The sequence below is a fragment of the Citrobacter sp. Cb028 genome, assembly GCF_030336705.1.
Classification (GTDB): domain Bacteria; phylum Pseudomonadota; class Gammaproteobacteria; order Enterobacterales; family Enterobacteriaceae; genus Citrobacter; species Citrobacter braakii.
In genome coordinates this window covers 1,466,807-1,482,765 of record NZ_JAOWCZ010000034.1, presented here as the reverse complement: position 1 = coordinate 1,482,765, position 15,959 = coordinate 1,466,807, and the positions used below count along the sequence as shown (strand labels likewise).

General features: G+C 53.8%; 14 protein-coding genes. 10 read left to right on the top strand and 4 right to left on the bottom strand.

The genetic code is table 11. From position 1 onward, the window contains the following. The first annotated feature begins 178 nt into the window (after nt 1–178). The 8 genes from OGV75_RS16760 (at nt 179) to patD (ending at nt 8,015) form a co-directional block, all read left to right on the top strand. The gene (locus OGV75_RS16760) at nt 179–367 is read left to right on the top strand and encodes a type II toxin-antitoxin system HicA family toxin (RefSeq protein ID WP_049259794.1); all 189 of its coding nucleotides are present in this window, start codon (nt 179–181) and stop codon (nt 365–367) included. A 31-nt stretch (nt 368–398) separates the two neighbouring features. Then, nucleotides 399–815, top strand: a complete 417-nt coding sequence (locus tag OGV75_RS16755; protein ID WP_131341011.1) for a type II toxin-antitoxin system HicB family antitoxin — start codon at nt 399–401, stop codon at nt 813–815. 92 nt (nt 816–907) lie between these two features. Further along, nucleotides 908–2,317, top strand: a complete 1,410-nt coding sequence (locus OGV75_RS16750) for an aminotransferase-like domain-containing protein (RefSeq protein WP_286480923.1) — start codon at nt 908–910, stop codon at nt 2,315–2,317. A gap of 329 nt (nt 2,318–2,646) precedes the next feature. Then, complete coding sequence (gene ydcS, locus OGV75_RS16745; protein WP_075848180.1) at nt 2,647–3,792, top strand: putative ABC transporter substrate-binding protein YdcS; 1,146 nt, start codon at nt 2,647–2,649, stop codon at nt 3,790–3,792. Between the two features lie 16 nt (nt 3,793–3,808). Continuing rightward, on the top strand, nt 3,809–4,825 hold the full coding sequence (locus OGV75_RS16740; protein WP_016156582.1) for an ABC transporter ATP-binding protein: 1,017 nt from the start codon (nt 3,809–3,811) through the stop codon (nt 4,823–4,825). Continuing rightward, nucleotides 4,826–5,770 carry an ABC transporter permease gene (locus tag OGV75_RS16735; RefSeq protein WP_016153152.1) on the top strand — a complete coding sequence of 315 codons (945 nt, stop codon included), beginning with the start codon at nt 4,826–4,828 and terminating at the stop codon, nt 5,768–5,770. Then, nucleotides 5,760–6,566: an ABC transporter permease gene (locus OGV75_RS16730; RefSeq protein WP_003020204.1), complete on the top strand. Its 807-nt coding sequence runs from the start codon at nt 5,760–5,762 to the stop codon at nt 6,564–6,566. Before OGV75_RS16735 ends, OGV75_RS16730 begins: the two co-directional genes overlap by 11 nt. A 21-nt stretch (nt 6,567–6,587) precedes the next feature. Then, the gene (gene patD / locus OGV75_RS16725) at nt 6,588–8,015 is read left to right on the top strand and encodes an aminobutyraldehyde dehydrogenase (protein WP_016156580.1); all 1,428 of its coding nucleotides are present in this window, start codon (nt 6,588–6,590) and stop codon (nt 8,013–8,015) included. Nucleotides 8,016–8,209: 194 nt separating this feature from the next. Here patD and OGV75_RS16720 read toward each other — a convergent pair whose 3' ends face one another. Continuing rightward, nucleotides 8,210–9,337 (bottom strand): multidrug effflux MFS transporter, encoded by a 1,128-nt coding sequence (locus OGV75_RS16720; protein WP_131350821.1) that lies wholly within the window; start codon nt 9,335–9,337, stop codon nt 8,210–8,212. Between the two features lie 101 nt (nt 9,338–9,438). On the opposite strand from OGV75_RS16720, the gene OGV75_RS16715 reads away from it, so the two are divergent. Continuing rightward, nucleotides 9,439–10,218 carry an AraC family transcriptional regulator gene (locus tag OGV75_RS16715; protein WP_046275598.1) on the top strand — a complete coding sequence of 260 codons (780 nt, stop codon included), beginning with the start codon at nt 9,439–9,441 and terminating at the stop codon, nt 10,216–10,218. 119 nt (nt 10,219–10,337) lie between these two features. Here OGV75_RS16715 and yncL read toward each other — a convergent pair whose 3' ends face one another. Continuing rightward, nucleotides 10,338–10,433, bottom strand: a complete 96-nt coding sequence (yncL, locus tag OGV75_RS16710) for a stress response membrane protein YncL (protein ID WP_071524268.1) — start codon at nt 10,431–10,433, stop codon at nt 10,338–10,340. A gap of 192 nt (nt 10,434–10,625) precedes the next feature. Here yncL and OGV75_RS16705 point away from each other — a divergent pair, with 192 nt between their 5' ends. Further along, entirely contained in the window at nt 10,626–10,799 is a 174-nt protein-coding gene (locus OGV75_RS16705) for a GhoT/OrtT family toxin (RefSeq protein ID WP_016153148.1), read from the top strand. A 19-nt stretch (nt 10,800–10,818) separates the two neighbouring features. On the opposite strand, the gene OGV75_RS16700 is transcribed toward OGV75_RS16705, so the two are convergent. Both OGV75_RS16700 and OGV75_RS16695 read right to left on the bottom strand, forming a co-directional pair. Then, a complete protein-coding gene (locus tag OGV75_RS16700; protein ID WP_286480922.1) occupies nt 10,819–12,978 on the bottom strand; it encodes a virulence factor SrfC family protein in 2,160 nt (719 codons plus the stop codon). Next, nucleotides 12,975–15,956, bottom strand: a complete 2,982-nt coding sequence (locus OGV75_RS16695; RefSeq protein WP_046275606.1) for a virulence factor SrfB — start codon at nt 15,954–15,956, stop codon at nt 12,975–12,977. Before OGV75_RS16695 ends, OGV75_RS16700 begins: the two co-directional genes overlap by 4 nt. Between the last annotated feature and the right edge of the window lie 3 nt (nt 15,957–15,959).

Genomic DNA, 15,959 nt, shown 5'->3' with positions numbered 1-15,959 from the left:
CATAACAGTTGTCGCGCTGTTATAGGTTGGCCTGGCTGATATGAAATCTGGAACCTGGATTCCTGTTATTGAATCGCGTCCTCCCCATGCGAGTGATTTTACGCTATCACTAGCGAGGTAATGAAAAGGTAATCATAAATGTTTACTTTGTGCGTATAATAGACGACAGGGAGGCGCAGTGAAGCAAAGTGAGTTCAGACGCTGGCTTGAATCTCAGGGAGTGGCTGTTACAAACGGCTCAAATCATCTGAAGTTGAGGTATCAGGGAAGGCGTAGCGTTATGCCCAGGCATCCTGGTGATGAAATAAAAGAAGCCTTGCGAAAATCGATCCTGAAGCAGCTTGGTTTACAGTCATCATCTATATGAGGTTAATTATATGAGAGATTTCGAAAAAATCATGCGTTATCCCGTTAATCTAATCCCCGCCGTGGAAGGTGGATTCGTGGTTTCTTTCCCGGATATTCCTGAAGCATTAACCCAGGGCGAAACCCGTCATGGGGCTTTGCAGGCTGCGCAGTCTGCATTGGTGACCGCTTTTGAATTCTATTTCGACGATAACGAACCGATTCCTTTACCTTCGGCGGTTGGCGCTGAAGGTGACTATGTGGAAATCCCCCTGAGCATTGCGTCGAAGGTTCTTTTGTTAAATGCCTTTCTTGAATCAAAAATCACCCAGCAGGAGCTGGCAAACAGGATCGGCAGGCCTAAGCAGGAAATTACCCGTTTGTTCGATTTAAAACACGCGACAAAAATTGATGCTGTGCAAATAGCTGCACGCGCCTTAGGCAAGGAGCTGTCAGTAACAATGTTGTAAAACTGTTAAATATAACAGTTATAAAAAATGCCCTGATTATGTAAACTGATATATACAGTGCGTGTCACCGACACCAATTATCAGGACGAAAAATGAAAAAATACCTGCGACTGGCTGAGCAAATTCGCGCTCAAATCGCGTCTGGCGTATGGCAGCCCGGCGATCGCTTGCCATCCTTGCGCGAGCAGGTGGTCAGCAGCGGCATGAGTTTTATGACCGTCGGACATGCATATCAGTTGCTGGAAAGTCAGGGCCGGATTATCGCCCGGCCGCAGTCGGGTTACTATGTTGCCGCGCGCCCTGAACGTGAGCTGGCAGCGCCGCAGGCGCAGGTGATGCGCGATGAAGCGGTGGATATCAACACCTATATTTTTGATATGCTGCAGGCCAGCCGGGATGCGTCAGTGATGCCATTTGCCTCTGCATTCCCCGACCCGCGTCTGTTTCCCCTCCAGCAGTTGAACCGCTCGCTGGCGCAGGTCAGTAAAACCGCGACCGCCATGAGCGTGATAGAAAACCTGCCGCCGGGAAATGATGAGCTGCGCCATGCCATTGCCCGCCGCTATGCTCAACAGGGGATGACCATTTCACCTGATGAAATTGTCATCACTACCGGTGCGCTGGATGCCCTCAACCTGAGCCTGCAGGCGGTTACCGAACCGGGAGACTGGGTGATTGTCGAAAATCCCTGTTTCTATGGGGCGTTGCAGGCCCTGGAGCGATTACGGCTGAAGGCGCTTTCGATTGCCACCGACGTGAAAGAGGGGATCGATCTTACCGCGCTGGAGCAAGCGTTGCAGGAGTATCCGGTAAAAGCCTGCTGGCTGATGACCAACAGCCAAAATCCGCTGGGTTTTACGCTCAGCCCAGAGAAAAAGGCGCACCTGGTCGCATTGCTGGAAAAATATCATGTAATGCTGATAGAAGATGATGTCTACAGCGAGCTGTACTTTGGTCGCGAAAAACCACTGCCTGCCAAAGCCTGGGATCGCGCCGACAGCGTTTTGCATTGTTCATCCTTCTCGAAGTGCCTGGTGCCCGGATTTCGCGTGGGCTGGGTGGCGGCCGGGAAGCATGCTCGACGTATTCAGCGACTCCAGCTCATGAGCACGTTATCCACCAGTTCCCCCATGCAGCTTGCGCTCGTGGATTATCTGTCAACCCGGCGCTATGACGCGCATCTGCGCCGCTTACGCCGTCAACTGGCGGAACGCAAACAGCAGGCCTGGCAAACGTTGCTGCGCCATCTTCCGGCGGAAGTCAAAATTCACCATAACGACAGCGGCTATTTTCTGTGGCTGGAACTGCCTGAACCGCTTGATGCAGGCGTGCTCAGCACCCAGGCACTGGCGCACCATATCAGCATTGCACCGGGAAAAATGTTTTCGACCTCGGGGAGCTGGACTCGTTTTTTTCGCTTTAATACCGCATGGCACTGGGGAGAGCGTGAGGAACAGGCTGTGAAACAGCTGGGAAAATTAATTCGCGAGATGATGAAATAAAACGTAACGCGCTATTCAATATAAAAGAATAGCGCGTTCTTATTTTCGAAATAGAGAATACCTAACCCCGATGTTATTTATATCGGGTGCTACCATACAAAAAATCAATAGTTCTTACTATTGCCACCGTTGCACCTAACTCCTTGTCTATACTCCAGAAGATTAAAGCTCCCGTTCAGCATCAGTAGCGTAATGAGCGTTAGCTCACAACCTGATTAAATTTCCTTGCGCCAGCAGGAACGCTTACAACACCCCGACTATTTTTAGGAAAGGACATATATTTACGGCAAGGCTGCCGCTCAATATTTTTTAGACAGGAGTAAGACGTTATGAGCAAGCAGTTTGCCCTCAGTAGCCTGTGCGCACTCAGTATGACGCTGATGACTGCACAAGCAGCCGAACCCCCGACATCCTTAGATAAACCGGAAGGCCGTCTGGATATTATTGCCTGGCCGGGCTACATCGAACGTGGACAGACCGATAAACAATATGATTGGGTCTCGCAGTTTGAGAAAGAGACCGGCTGCGCGGTCAATGTTAAAACAGCGGCCACTTCTGATGAAATGGTCAGCCTGATGGCAAAAGGCGGCTACGACCTGGTTACCGCTTCCGGTGATGCCTCATTGCGTCTGATTATGGGAAAACGCGTTCAGCCGATTAATACCGCGCTGATCCCTAACTGGAAAAGCATCGATCCGCGCGTGGTAAAAGGCGAGTGGTTTAACGTTGGCGAAAAAGTTTACGGCACACCGTACCAGTGGGGGCCAAACCTGCTGATGTACAACACCAAAATTTTCCCAACACCGCCGGATAGCTGGAACGTGGTATTTGTTGAGCAAAAACTTGGGGACGGAAAAAGCAATAAAGGGCGCGTTCAAGCCTACGATGGCCCGATCTATATTGCCGATGCTGCATTATTCGTTAAGGCGACTCAGCCGCAACTGGGCATTACCGATCCCTATCAGCTCACCGAACAACAGTATCAGGCGGTGATCAAAGTCCTGAGCGATCAACACGCGCTGATCCATCGCTATTGGCACGATACCACCGTGCAAATGAGCGACTTTAAAAACGAAGGTGTGGTGGCGTCCAGCGCCTGGCCTTATCAGGCGAACGCCCTGAAAGGAGAAGGCCAGCCTATTGCCACGGTCTTCCCAAAAGAAGGGGTTACCGGATGGGCAGATACCACCATGCTGCACAGCGAAGCCAAACACCCGGTGTGCGCTTACAAATGGATGAACTGGTCATTAACCCCGAAAGTTCAGGGCGACGTCGCAGCCTGGTTTGGTTCTCTGCCAGTCGTGCCTGAAGGTTGTAAAGCCAGCCCGCTGCTGGGTGAAAAGGGCTGTGAAACCAACGGCTATAGCTACTTTGACAAAATTGCCTTCTGGAAAACGCCGATCGCAGAAGGTGGCAAATTCGTTCCTTACAGTCGCTGGACGCAGGATTACATCGCCATTATGGGCGGTCGTTAATTCCGCTGGGGGTTTTATGACGTACGCAGTGGAGTTTCATAACGTCTCGCGTCTGTACGGGGATGTTCGTGCAGTTGATGGGGTGAGTATTGCGATTAACGACGGTGAGTTTTTCTCTATGCTGGGGCCATCCGGCTCCGGCAAGACCACTTGTCTGCGCCTTATTGCAGGGTTTGAGCAACTGTCAGGCGGCGCAATCACCATTTTTGGTAAGCAGGCCAGCGAATTGCCGCCCTGGGAACGGGACGTCAATACGGTATTTCAGGATTATGCGCTATTCCCGCATATGTCGATTCTCGACAATGTCGCCTACGGGCTGATGGTCAAAGGTATTGATAAAAAACAGCGTCACGCTAAAGCACGTGAAGCACTGGATAAGGTTGCGCTCGGTTTTGTTTATGAACGCAAACCATCGCAACTCTCCGGTGGTCAGCGGCAACGCGTGGCGATTGCCCGCGCGCTGGTCAATGAACCGCGGGTCCTGCTGTTGGATGAACCGCTCGGGGCATTGGATCTTAAGCTGCGTGAGCAGATGCAGCTGGAACTGAAAAAGCTACAGCAATCCCTGGGTATCACCTTCATTTTTGTCACCCACGATCAGGGTGAAGCCCTGTCGATGTCCGATCGTGTGGCGGTGTTTAATAATGGTCGCATCGAACAGGTGGATTCTCCGCGTGAACTGTACATGCGTCCGCGCACACCGTTTGTGGCAAGTTTCGTCGGGACGTCAAATGTTTTTGATGAAACGATGTCAGCGAACGTTTGCGGGCTACAGGGTATGTTTTCCCTGCGTCCGGAACACATTCGCTTGAATGATACCAGTGGTGAAGTCCAGGCCCGGGGGGTTATCCAGGCGGTGCAGTACCAGGGTGCCGCGACACGTTTTGAGCTGAAACTTGTCGGCGGTGAAAAATTGCTGGTTAGCCAGGCGAACCTGACGGGAGAAATGCTGCCGACAACGCTGTCGCCGGGTCAACAGGTGATGGCATCGTGGTCACGCGACGTGATGGTACCGCTGGTTGAGGAGAGGTGAATGGCTATGAATGTCTTACATTCGCCTCCACAGTCGACAAGTCTGAACCGGATCTCAGGGTTCTTCTGGCGTAATCCAGGTCTGGGGCTGTTTTTGCTGCTCCTCGGACCGCTGATGTGGTTTGGGATCGTCTACTTCGGCTCATTACTGACGCTGTTGTGGCAAGGTTTTTATACCTTCGATGATTTCACCATGTCGGTCACGCCCGACCTGACGCTGGCGAATTTGCAGGCGCTGTTTAATCCCGCCAACTACGACATCATTTTGCGTACCCTGACGATGGCGGTGGCGGTCACCATTGCCAGCGCGATTCTGGCGTTTCCGATGGCGTGGTATATGGCGCGATATACCAGTGGCAAAATGAAAGCCTTTTTTTACATTGCTGTGATGTTGCCGATGTGGGCCAGCTACATTGTTAAAGCCTACGCATGGACGTTACTGTTGGCTAAAGACGGGGTGGCGCAGTGGTTTTTAACTCATCTGGGACTGGAGCCTCTGCTGCTTTCGTTCCTGACGCTGCCTGCGGTCGGCGGCAATACGTTGTCGACTTCAGGGTTAGGGCGTTTTCTGGTGTTCGTCTACATCTGGCTGCCGTTTATGATCCTGCCGGTACAGGCCGCGCTGGAGAGACTTCCGCCTTCGCTCTTACAGGCCTCCGCTGATTTGGGCGCTCGTCCGCATCAGACTTTCCGCTATGTGGTCCTGCCACTGGCGATACCCGGTATCGCGGCAGGGTCGATCTTTACTTTTTCTCTGACGTTGGGCGATTTTATCGTGCCGCAACTGGTGGGGCCGCCAGGCTATTTCATCGGCAATATGGTGTATTCGCAACAAGGGGCGATCGGCAATATGCCGATGGCGGCGGCATTTACTTTGGTGCCGATTGTGTTAATCGCACTGTATCTGGCGTTCGTGAAGCGTCTGGGAGCTTTCGATGCACTCTGAACGCGCGCCCTGGTTACTCAAATTGGCGGCATGGGGCGGGGTTATTTTCCTGCACTTTCCCATCCTCATCATCGCCACCTATGCTTTTAATACTGAGGAGGCTGCTTTTAGTTTTCCACCGCAGGGGTTAACGCTGAAGTGGTTTAGCGTTGCGGCGCAACGTAGCGACATTCTGGAATCGGTGACGTTGTCACTTAAAATCGCTGCATTGTCGACGGCCATTGCTCTCGTTCTGGGGACGCTGGCCGCTGCCGCACTGTGGCGCAGGGACTTTTTTGGTAAAAGCGCAATATCGCTGTTGCTGCTGTTGCCGATCGCGCTGCCGGGGATTATTACCGGTCTGGCGCTACTGACGGCGTTTAAAACTATCAACCTGGAACCCGGTTTTCTCACCATCGTGGTCGGCCATGCGACGTTTTGCGTGGTGGTGGTATTTAACAACGTCGTGGCGCGTTTTCGCCGTACCTCATGGAGTCTGGTTGAAGCGTCTATGGATCTTGGCGCCAACGGCTGGCAAACCTTTCGTTATGTCGTGCTGCCAAACCTGGCATCGGCACTGCTGGCGGGAGGGATGCTGGCGTTTGCTTTGTCGTTTGATGAAATCATCGTGACAACGTTCACCGCCGGACATGAAAGAACACTTCCTTTGTGGCTGCTCAATCAACTGGGTCGACCACGAGATGTGCCTGTCACCAACGTTGTGGCATTGCTGGTAATGCTGGTGACAACACTGCCAATTTTAGGGGCCTGGTGGCTAACGCGTGAAGGCGACACTCTCGCCGGAAACGGTAAATAAACGACGATATGGGAAATTGCTATGCAACATCAATTACTGATTAATGGCGAGCTGGTCAACGGTGAAGGTGAAAAGCAGCCAGTCTATAACCCTGCCACTGGAGAACGCATTCTGGAGATTGCCGAGGCGTCAGCCGGGCAGGTTGATGCGGCGGTACGTGCAGCAGACAGCGCATTTGCCACCTGGGGACAAACCACACCGAAAGTCCGTTCCGAACTGCTGCTGAAACTGGCGGATGCTATCGCCGATAACGCGCAAACCTTCGCTGAGCTGGAATCGCTTAACTGTGGTAAGCCGCTGCACTGTGTCCTTAACGATGAAATTCCGGCAATCGTCGACGTTTTCCGCTTCTTCGCCGGGGCAGCTCGTACCCTGCAAGGACAGGCGGCCGGAGAGTATCTGGAAGGGCATACGTCGATGATTCGTCGGGATCCGCTGGGCGTGGTGGCCTCTATCGCGCCGTGGAACTACCCGCTGATGATGGCGGCGTGGAAACTGGCACCGGCGCTGGCGGCGGGTAACTGTGTGGTGATTAAACCGTCAGAAATTACCCCGCTAACGGCACTTAAACTGGCTGAATTTGCCAAAGATATTTATCCGCCTGGCGTTATCAACGTGCTGTTTGGCCGTGGCAAAACGGTGGGTGACCCGCTGACCGGTCATGAAAAAGTCCGGATGGTTTCCCTGACCGGCTCCATTGCGACAGGTGAACACATTATCCAGCACACCGCGCCTTCGATTAAGCGCACACATATGGAGCTGGGCGGCAAAGCCCCGGTCATCATTTTTGATGATGCCGATCTGGATGCGGTGGTGAGCGGCGTGCGAACCTTTGGGTATTACAACGCCGGACAAGACTGTACCGCCGCTTGTCGAATCTATGCCCAGAAAGGCATTTATGACGCGTTGGTTGAGAAACTGGGGGCCGCGGTTGCCAGCCTGAAAATCGGTGCACCGAATGACGAATCGACGGAGCTGGGGCCGGTAAGCTCGCAGGCGCACCTCGATCGCGTGACTAAAGCGGTCGATGAAGCTAAAGCACTGGGGCATATCAAAGTCATCACCGGTGGTAAAAAAGTGGACGGCGCAGGCTACTATTTTGCTCCGACGCTGCTGGCCGGGGCGAAGCAGGAAGATGCTATCGTGCAGCGGGAAGTTTTCGGTCCGGTGGTCAGCGTCACCGTATTTGAGGATGAAGATCAGGTACTGGCGTGGGCTAACGATTCAAAATACGGCCTGGCATCCTCCGTCTGGACTCGGGATGTGGGGCGCGCGCATCGATTTAGCGCCCGCCTGCAGTATGGTTGCACCTGGGTCAATACCCACTTCACGCTGGTCAGCGAGATGCCGCACGGCGGACAAAAACAGTCTGGTTATGGTAAGGATATGTCGGTATACGGGCTGGAAGATTACACGATTGTTCGCCATGTCATGATCAAGCATGAGTAATATCTGAAGCGCGAGCAATAAATGCGGCACGGATAGCTAAATACTGGCAAACGTGTGTCTATATTATTCGCGCCACTGGCCTCGTCGCCATCGGACGGCGGTAAGTTGGAAATATCCGCGAGGTCAGGCTATTAATACAACAAAGCCCCGGCTTATTAATGTCAGGGCTTTGTGCTTTCAGGATCGTCATCCGGTTATCCGCGGCGCAAGCTGCAAATCCAGGCGAGTAGCGCACAGACGCTCAGAACCAGCCCCAGTTGTTGCACCATGCCTGCCACCCCCAGCATCATTCCCAGCAACAGGTAATAGCTTAATCCGAATAATGCACCGGCGGCCCCGGCCTGTTCACGATAGTGGCGTAGGGCCTGACTCAGCACATTAGGGATCGCGATGCCATAGGCAATCACCGCGCCGAAAACCGGTATCAGAATCCACGCGGAGTGCTGTAACCACCACGCGGCGAGGCCTGACAATGCTGCCAGCGCACAGGCATAACGTACCCTCTGTTCCGACGTCAGGTCCGTCGTCAATAATCTCCGGTTCAGCAGGCTGCCCGACAGCGAAGCAAACGCAAGTAATCCCCCCGTCCAGCCAAAGGCTCTGGAACTCCATCCCAATTGCCCGAAAAGAAACGGAGCCAGGCTGTAATAGCTAAACAGCATGGTGTTCAGCAGCGCAACCAGCATAGTATTTTTCCACAGTTCGCGGTCACGCATCATGCGGGAGAGCAGTGCAGCAAGGCTGGGGCTGAGCGTATTTTCGGGCCGGGTTTCTGGCAGCATGGTCGCAGTCAGTAGTAGCAGTAGCAGCGCCAGCAGCACAAGGGCAATAAATACACCGGTATGACCATATAGGCTGACCAGCCAACCTCCGCTTAGCAGGCCGAAAACGGGACTCAATGCCAGCGCAGCGCCCATCACGGAAAAGACGCGGGATAGCGCGGTTGATTCATACGTGTCCCGTAACATGGTCTGTACCACCACTGACCCGGCAGCCGCGCCGATGGCTGAGATCATCCGCGCCAGCAGCAAAACGCTGAAGTCAGTGGCAACCACGGCCAGGGCACAACCTGACCCATAGCAGATAAGTCCTGCCAGCATCGCCCAACGTCGACCGATGCAGTCGCTCAGCCAACCCCACATCGCCACGCCGATGGCGAAGGCAATAAAATAAACGGAGAGTGTTTGCGCCGCGCGCTCACTGCTTACGTGATAAGACGTGGCGATTCCTGGCAATGCCGGGCTATAAATGGTTTCCACCAGTTGTGGAAACATAATCAGCAAAGTAAGAAGCCATAGCGGCGGGCGGCGAAGAGTGTTCATAGCAATATCCAGAGAGACAGAAAACTGGCGGGCATTATTGCTGAAAGGGAGGTGTCGCATTACCATTATCAAGACTTTAAATATCAAATATCGGACAGATAATGGAAATTGCCCCGGATGATGATTTCGATGCGGATAGCTTTGATAAACCGGTAATCGGGATTGCCTCCGAGATGGGCGTACACGATTCCGGCCGGCATAGCCATCTTCGTCATCAGCTACTTTTTTCGGCAGCGGGAAGCATTACGATTGAGCTGGAGCATGCCCTGTGTCTGCTACCGCCACGGCGCGCGGTCTGGATCCCGGCTGGTACGGTACATCGCGCCATAATGCGTGGCGTGATGGCTTATCGTTCGTTGTATTTTTCAACTACATTGCCGTTATCTAAATTACCGCTGCAGATAGTCGACGTTAATCCTCTCTTTTTTGAAGTAATAGAACGTATGGCTTTCTGGCCATGGGAAATGCCTGCCGCGCAGCAGGCCAGTCTTATCACCGTTTTCTGTGAGGAAATGCGGGCCGCCCGCAGTGAAAACTGGACGTTGCAGTTTCCCTCAGATCCACGGCTGAACGTGTGGCTTGAAGGAGTTCGTATGGGCGAATTGCCACCACGACTAAATCAATTATCCCAACGGGTTGGGGCATGCGAGAGGACGATCAGTCGAATATTTACCAGGGATACCGGGATGAATTATCAGAGCTGGCGGCAGCAATTTAGACTATTAAAAGCCATGGAGATGCTGGCTGACGGGGGGCAGATCAGCCAGGTGGCGCAATATCTGGAATTTGTCAGTGACAGTGCTTTTATCGCTTTTTTCCATCAGCATACCGGCACAACACCGAGCCGTTATGCGGGCAATATAATGCCGCAGAAGGATTAGGGGTATTACATACTAAGGATAATTTACCGGGTGGCAGGAGAGTGGGAAAATCGTGTACTAATGGCAGAGAGAAGAGCCTCTCTGCCAGCGGACGCTGCAATTAATCAAGAAGAACGACATCAAGCAAACCAGCCAAACCTTGCGGAAATCAGACTGAAAAGTCCTACAGCAGCAAATATATTTATCAGCACCACAGTTTTACTGGAAACATTCATTTGTGCCACCTTTCGTTTTAACCCTTATGGGTATAGTACGGGTTATAACTATCCGCAATAGTACGGATTCTGAACATAATGAAAACGGCTTGTTTTACCGGCGTTTCTCTTAAAATAATTAATAAAACTTGATGTGGGTCATGAAAAAGAGCATATTGCGCGCGATTTTACCTTTCGGCCCGGATGCCTGACATGTCTCTGTACCAAAAAATGCTGGTTTTTTATGCGGTGATGGCCGCTATCACGGCAATCATCACCTGGTTTCTTTCCCGCGATAAAAAGCGGATTCGTTTTCTCAGCGCGGTATTAGTCGGGGCGACCTGGCCGATGAGTTTTCCCGTCGCGTTAATGTTTTCTCTCTTCTGATGACGGCGTAAACGCCGTTTCAGGAGGAAAGCAGGGCATCTAATCGTTTTTTGTCGGCTGCGCAAACATCCTGCGGATGCTGATATCCCACGTTTTCATTGGCGCGGGTATACAAAGCAACCAGCCAGTCGTAAACGTAACGGCTTGCGCCATGCGAAGGTTGTTCATCCAGTTTCGTCAACCGTAACATCGGCTGTTGCGCCGGGGCACTAAAAATAGCCGATCCTTTTTGGATCCTGCTGGCCGGACGCTGTTCCTCTGCCACGCTGGCAAATCCAAGCCAGGTAATAAAATCCCCAATATCGGCGTGAAGCTGCGCGGCGCAGACGTTTTCTCGCTGCATAATGCGCTGTAAGCGTTGCGGCATCTCCAGCCGATAGCTGGTGGTAACGAGGATATCAGCAACCTGCCTTAGCGTACGCGGCTCAAGGCGTAAACGGCGCGCATTATTTTCATCGCGACACCACTGGCGCACGTGGTTAACCCACATTTTGTGCGCCTGATACCCGGTCTCTTTGCTTTCCGGCGAGTGCGGTGTGTCACGCACCTCGGCAAACAGGTCAATCTCTTCATTAAATAATCCGCTCACCTGTTCCTCGCGCGGCTGCTGAACACGCAGCAGCGACTCAAATAGGCGCATCGGCGGGAGCAAACCGTCCAGGAGTTCGCCATGCTTTGCCGCCTGGGCCTGGAGCTGGCGGATCACCGACTCATTGCTACCCGATTCGGTTTCAACGGGATTAATCCAGCCGATCAGGGTTTCGCGTACGCGCTGCTGGTGCTGCTCACGCAGGGAGGTCAATCTCGCCCAGCGTTGCTGGGGCGAGGTTGCCTGAGTCAGCCATTCGACGAGGCGTTGTAAGCTGTGTTTATCCAGCGCCTGCAGCGTGCCCCAGTGCAGTCCGGGCTTGCCCATTAATTGCTGCACAGATTCATCAAGATTTTGCTGAGTGCTAAACCGCGCATCCTGCGGAGTAATGGCCCAGACCACTCCCGGCAATGCGGCGTCATGTACGGGCTGAGTGTCGTTAACCCAGCCCAGTAGTTTGCGGGTGATGGCGGGCGTCTGGGAGCGGGTAGATACCGCATTACAGATTAAAAGTACATCCGGTTGCAGATGCTGGCGATAATGTTCCAGCATCCAGCCTAATTTGGCCTGCCACAATGGATGGGGATGAACATCCGGGGCGAGGGGAATATCCAGCAGATCGACATTTTCCAGTACCGCGTCTTCAACTGTCAGGACCAGCTCGCGCGTGAGCAGCGCCAGCGAAGCCTGAGAAAGGCTGACCGCATTGAGCAACTGATCATTTTCTATTGGATGAACCACCACATCGCTTTGCGCCTCATTCCCGTTCAATGCTACCTGAGTCAGGAAACTCTCGGCAGGTAAACCAAAATGGTCAACCAGCAGGCTCAGCGGAGCCGCGAGTTCTTGCGCGCTCCCGGTTTGTTGCAGCGTATGCGCCAGCGCCAACCACTGTTGCGTCAACTCTGGTTGTTCTCCCCACAGTAACGCCCAGGCGTTTGCCCGGGTAGTCAGATCCAGAGCGGGTAGCAGCGTGGCAAACTGATGCCATAGCGCGTCGTCAAATTGCTGTTGTCTGGCCGGTACGCAGGCGCGCCAGAAACGACCAATTGCCGCGACATCATGCGCGGTAATGCCCGGCACCGGATGACGCTGGCGCAACGTTTGCCATTTTTCCAGGCGCGCCTCAATAATCGATTTCTCGACCTGGCGGTTGTCCGCAAGCGCACAGAACTGGGTAATAAATAGCTGTACCAGTTCGGCTTCACTGAGTAGCCGCAGGCGCAACGGCCATTCACCATCGAGCGGATTTTCATCACGCGTAAAGCGGATCGCCATATTGGTTGGCGCATGACCAGGATTAATATGTGAAAAGTAATCAAAGCTGCGATCCGGGGTAACGATATTCACTTTGCCATTGGCGTTGCTGCACAATGCTGTGAGCAGGTGCGCTTTTGCCGATTGCGAATGTCCGTAAAGCCCAACGCATCCTCGCGATGAAAAGGTTGTCTTCAATGCAGACTCATTAACGGCGGCCAGGGTGAGCTGTGCCAACAGGGCATCCGCTTCATCATCAAGACGCGCCGCACGCTGACGGGTATCAGTTACCCACTCGATGGCGGCCTGCGCGGTGTTTAACATCTTACTCATTTCAGGTACACGCTCCCGCTATCAATCCAGTAATGGCTCCCGCTATGGCGTCGGTCTGCCAGCGTATTCAGTTTTAACGTTAAGGCATTGGCGGCAACGGGAGTGCCATCCTGTAACCACGCATCGCTCAGTACGAAAAATTCCGGGCCGCTTTCTTTGCTACCACCGCGTAGCTGCAGCCGTACATTCAACACGCCATCTCCGGCGATGGTTTTTGCCAGTTCGGCAGAATTTATGCTGAGCGTATACAGCGGTGTGGCAGGCCAACGGCTGTTGGCCAGTTGACGGAAACCTAACGTAACGTTGCCGCGCAATGGGAAGTGCAGGCGGGCATCCAGCTTCGCGCCGGGCTTATCCAGATCGATATCGTGATACCAGATGTTCTCATCACGCAGCGTATTGACCGTATTATCCAACACGCCGAGATAACGTACGGTCGAGTAAGCGCCGATATCGGCAGCTTTAAAGTTGAAACGCGGCAAGCGTAGATCCAGCGCCAGGCTACACAACATGGCACCAACTGCTGCGGTGGATTTGGGGTTACCAATCCGCCCTTGTTGGCTGAACGGATACCACTCATGTACGCGGTAGTTATCCATCCAGATCATACGATTAACCGGAACGGGCTGCAGATGGCGGATCAACGCCTGTACGCCAGGTAAACAGGCGGGTCTGCCGGTCACTAATAAAATATCGCAGCGATAGTGTGAAATGGCCTCACAGACCGCGTGCAGTGGGGAGGTCAGGGTAAACTGGCCCGCCAGTAACGCTTCTTGTAACTGCCGGAACTGCACCTGTAACGGCACGCTCAACACATCAAACGCTGGCGATCCCGCAGGCAACGCATGATCGATAGCCTGCTGGATGTAATTCAGTACGTTGCGCGTTGGTTGCTGGCTCAGGAGTTCGCCAAAGGTGGCATGCAGACCCGCTACCGGATCGTTAATATCACTTTGTTCCCAGGCTGAAAGTACCGCATGACCGAGCGGCATAAAGAGTTGTAACGCCGTTTGTTGACGCAAAATCGCCTGGGTGTCGATGCGCCCGGAATCGCCAAATAGCGTAGCCAGCAATGCGGCGGCGTCGGTCACGCCAGCCTGTTGCAGGCGGGTTTGCAGCGCAGGCAACACGCAACGCTGAATCACGTCCAGCAGCATGTCATCGCCCGCAACCTTAAAGCCTTCACGGAACAGCAGATGCGGGGTAATTTTGACGTTTGTACCCACGCCGTCATCAAGCTGGTAATGGACGACGGCCATATCCGTTGTCCCGCCGCCAATGTCGATCGATGCCACGCGCAGCGCACGACCTTTAGTCTCACCAGGCTCCGGCAGACGGTCCGGGCGGGCAAGGGCGTTAAAGAACGATTCGGTGTGGCCATCGTAGTGAGAGATAGCTTCGTTATACAGCCACACCAGTTGCCCGCAGCTGGCCTCATCCCATTCCATCTGGATCTCAGGTACGGGAACCACGCTCTTTTCCTGCTGTTTACGGGTGGTGAAGTCTTCATCCTGCGGGTGCCAGCCCATCGCTTTCCAGACCAACGCAATAGCTTCAAACATGCGCAGGCGGAAAATCTCACGCTCCTGTTTGGGCATCGCCGACGGCAGGGTCAGGATCAGCGTACGCAACTGACGAGGAGATGCCGGGAATCCGAGGCGCAAACGCGTCGCTACGCTGTTAATTTGCCCCAGCGCCTGGGCCAGTATTTCGCACAACATATGCGTCATCAGCGTACTGCGGCTGTATTGCGGTGAGAATACCGGCAGACGATCATCTTGCGGCAGGCTGAACAGCGGTTGCCCGTCATCGTTCATCAGGTTCATCAGCGGGAAGGCGGTAGCCAGTGGTTCGCGCTGGGTTTTGCCATTCATCTGGCTAAAGCGCCAGTCATGCAACACCGGCGTTTCGTCCCACAGATAACGGCGCGGGCTGGAGATCCCACTGCTGCCTTCAGTGCCCATGCGCTGCATCGCCAGCTTTCGGGCTTCATCGCCAACGCGGACAATCGACGGCCAGATAAAGGCATCATCACGACCGCTCTCCACGGAAAAGTGTTGCTTACCAAAACGCGCTTCGGAAAACTCCAGTCGGCTGGTGAACAACGGATCGTTGAGAAACTGTGGCTCGCTTAACGAACGCACCTGCAATTCGGCTGTCTGGCGCAGTCCGTCATTGGCATCCCCGTGATCTTCAATCAGGACGCCACAGGTATGGGTGTTACCGATATCCAGGATAAGATCAACGGGAATGGCGGGCGTGCTGAGGGTATGCGTGACCAGTTTCACTTCCGGGACGGAAAGCTGCTCGCCTAACAGGGTCAGCACATTCAGCCAGTGCGCCTGATATTCAAAGTTACGCAGTGCCTGCTGGATCTCTTGTTCTGAGCGGTTCTCATGCTGTGTGACATGATGCATAAAGGATTCGCGCAACCAGCCGTCAATCCAGGTCTGGTCGAGGAAATCGGCAATTTCGTTGTCATGCCAGGCCAGCGCAAATCGCGTACCGTTCAGCAGGTCATTTTCGTTGGGGGTTAACGCCGCAGGGGCATTTTCAGTGAGCTGGCTGTCCAGCGCCACGGTGACGCGGTGGGTGTTGCCCGCGCTGTCAGGTTGCGCCAGCTTTCGCACCTGTACGCGCGCCCAGTTATCCGGGCCTTCAACGAACGTACGCGGCGGATTAAAGCGCAGGAACGGCAGCGGCAGCCAGACACCGTCGAGCACGTCCAGCGAATAATGCAGCTTCTGGGTGCTTTCCGGCTTCACCACTTCGGGCTGACCGCCGGTGCTGCCTGGTAAGGTATAACGCCCGGTTGTCAGATCGAAATCCAGCCGCAGCAGGGGACCATTTGCCGTTTTGCGCACAAAGCGGCCATGATGCGCAGATTCCTGCGGCGTCAGGCCAAAATCCAGAAATTGCACACCGCTATTGGCGATGAGCGTCACGCTTTGTTTGTAGTCACACAGATTCACCAACATAAA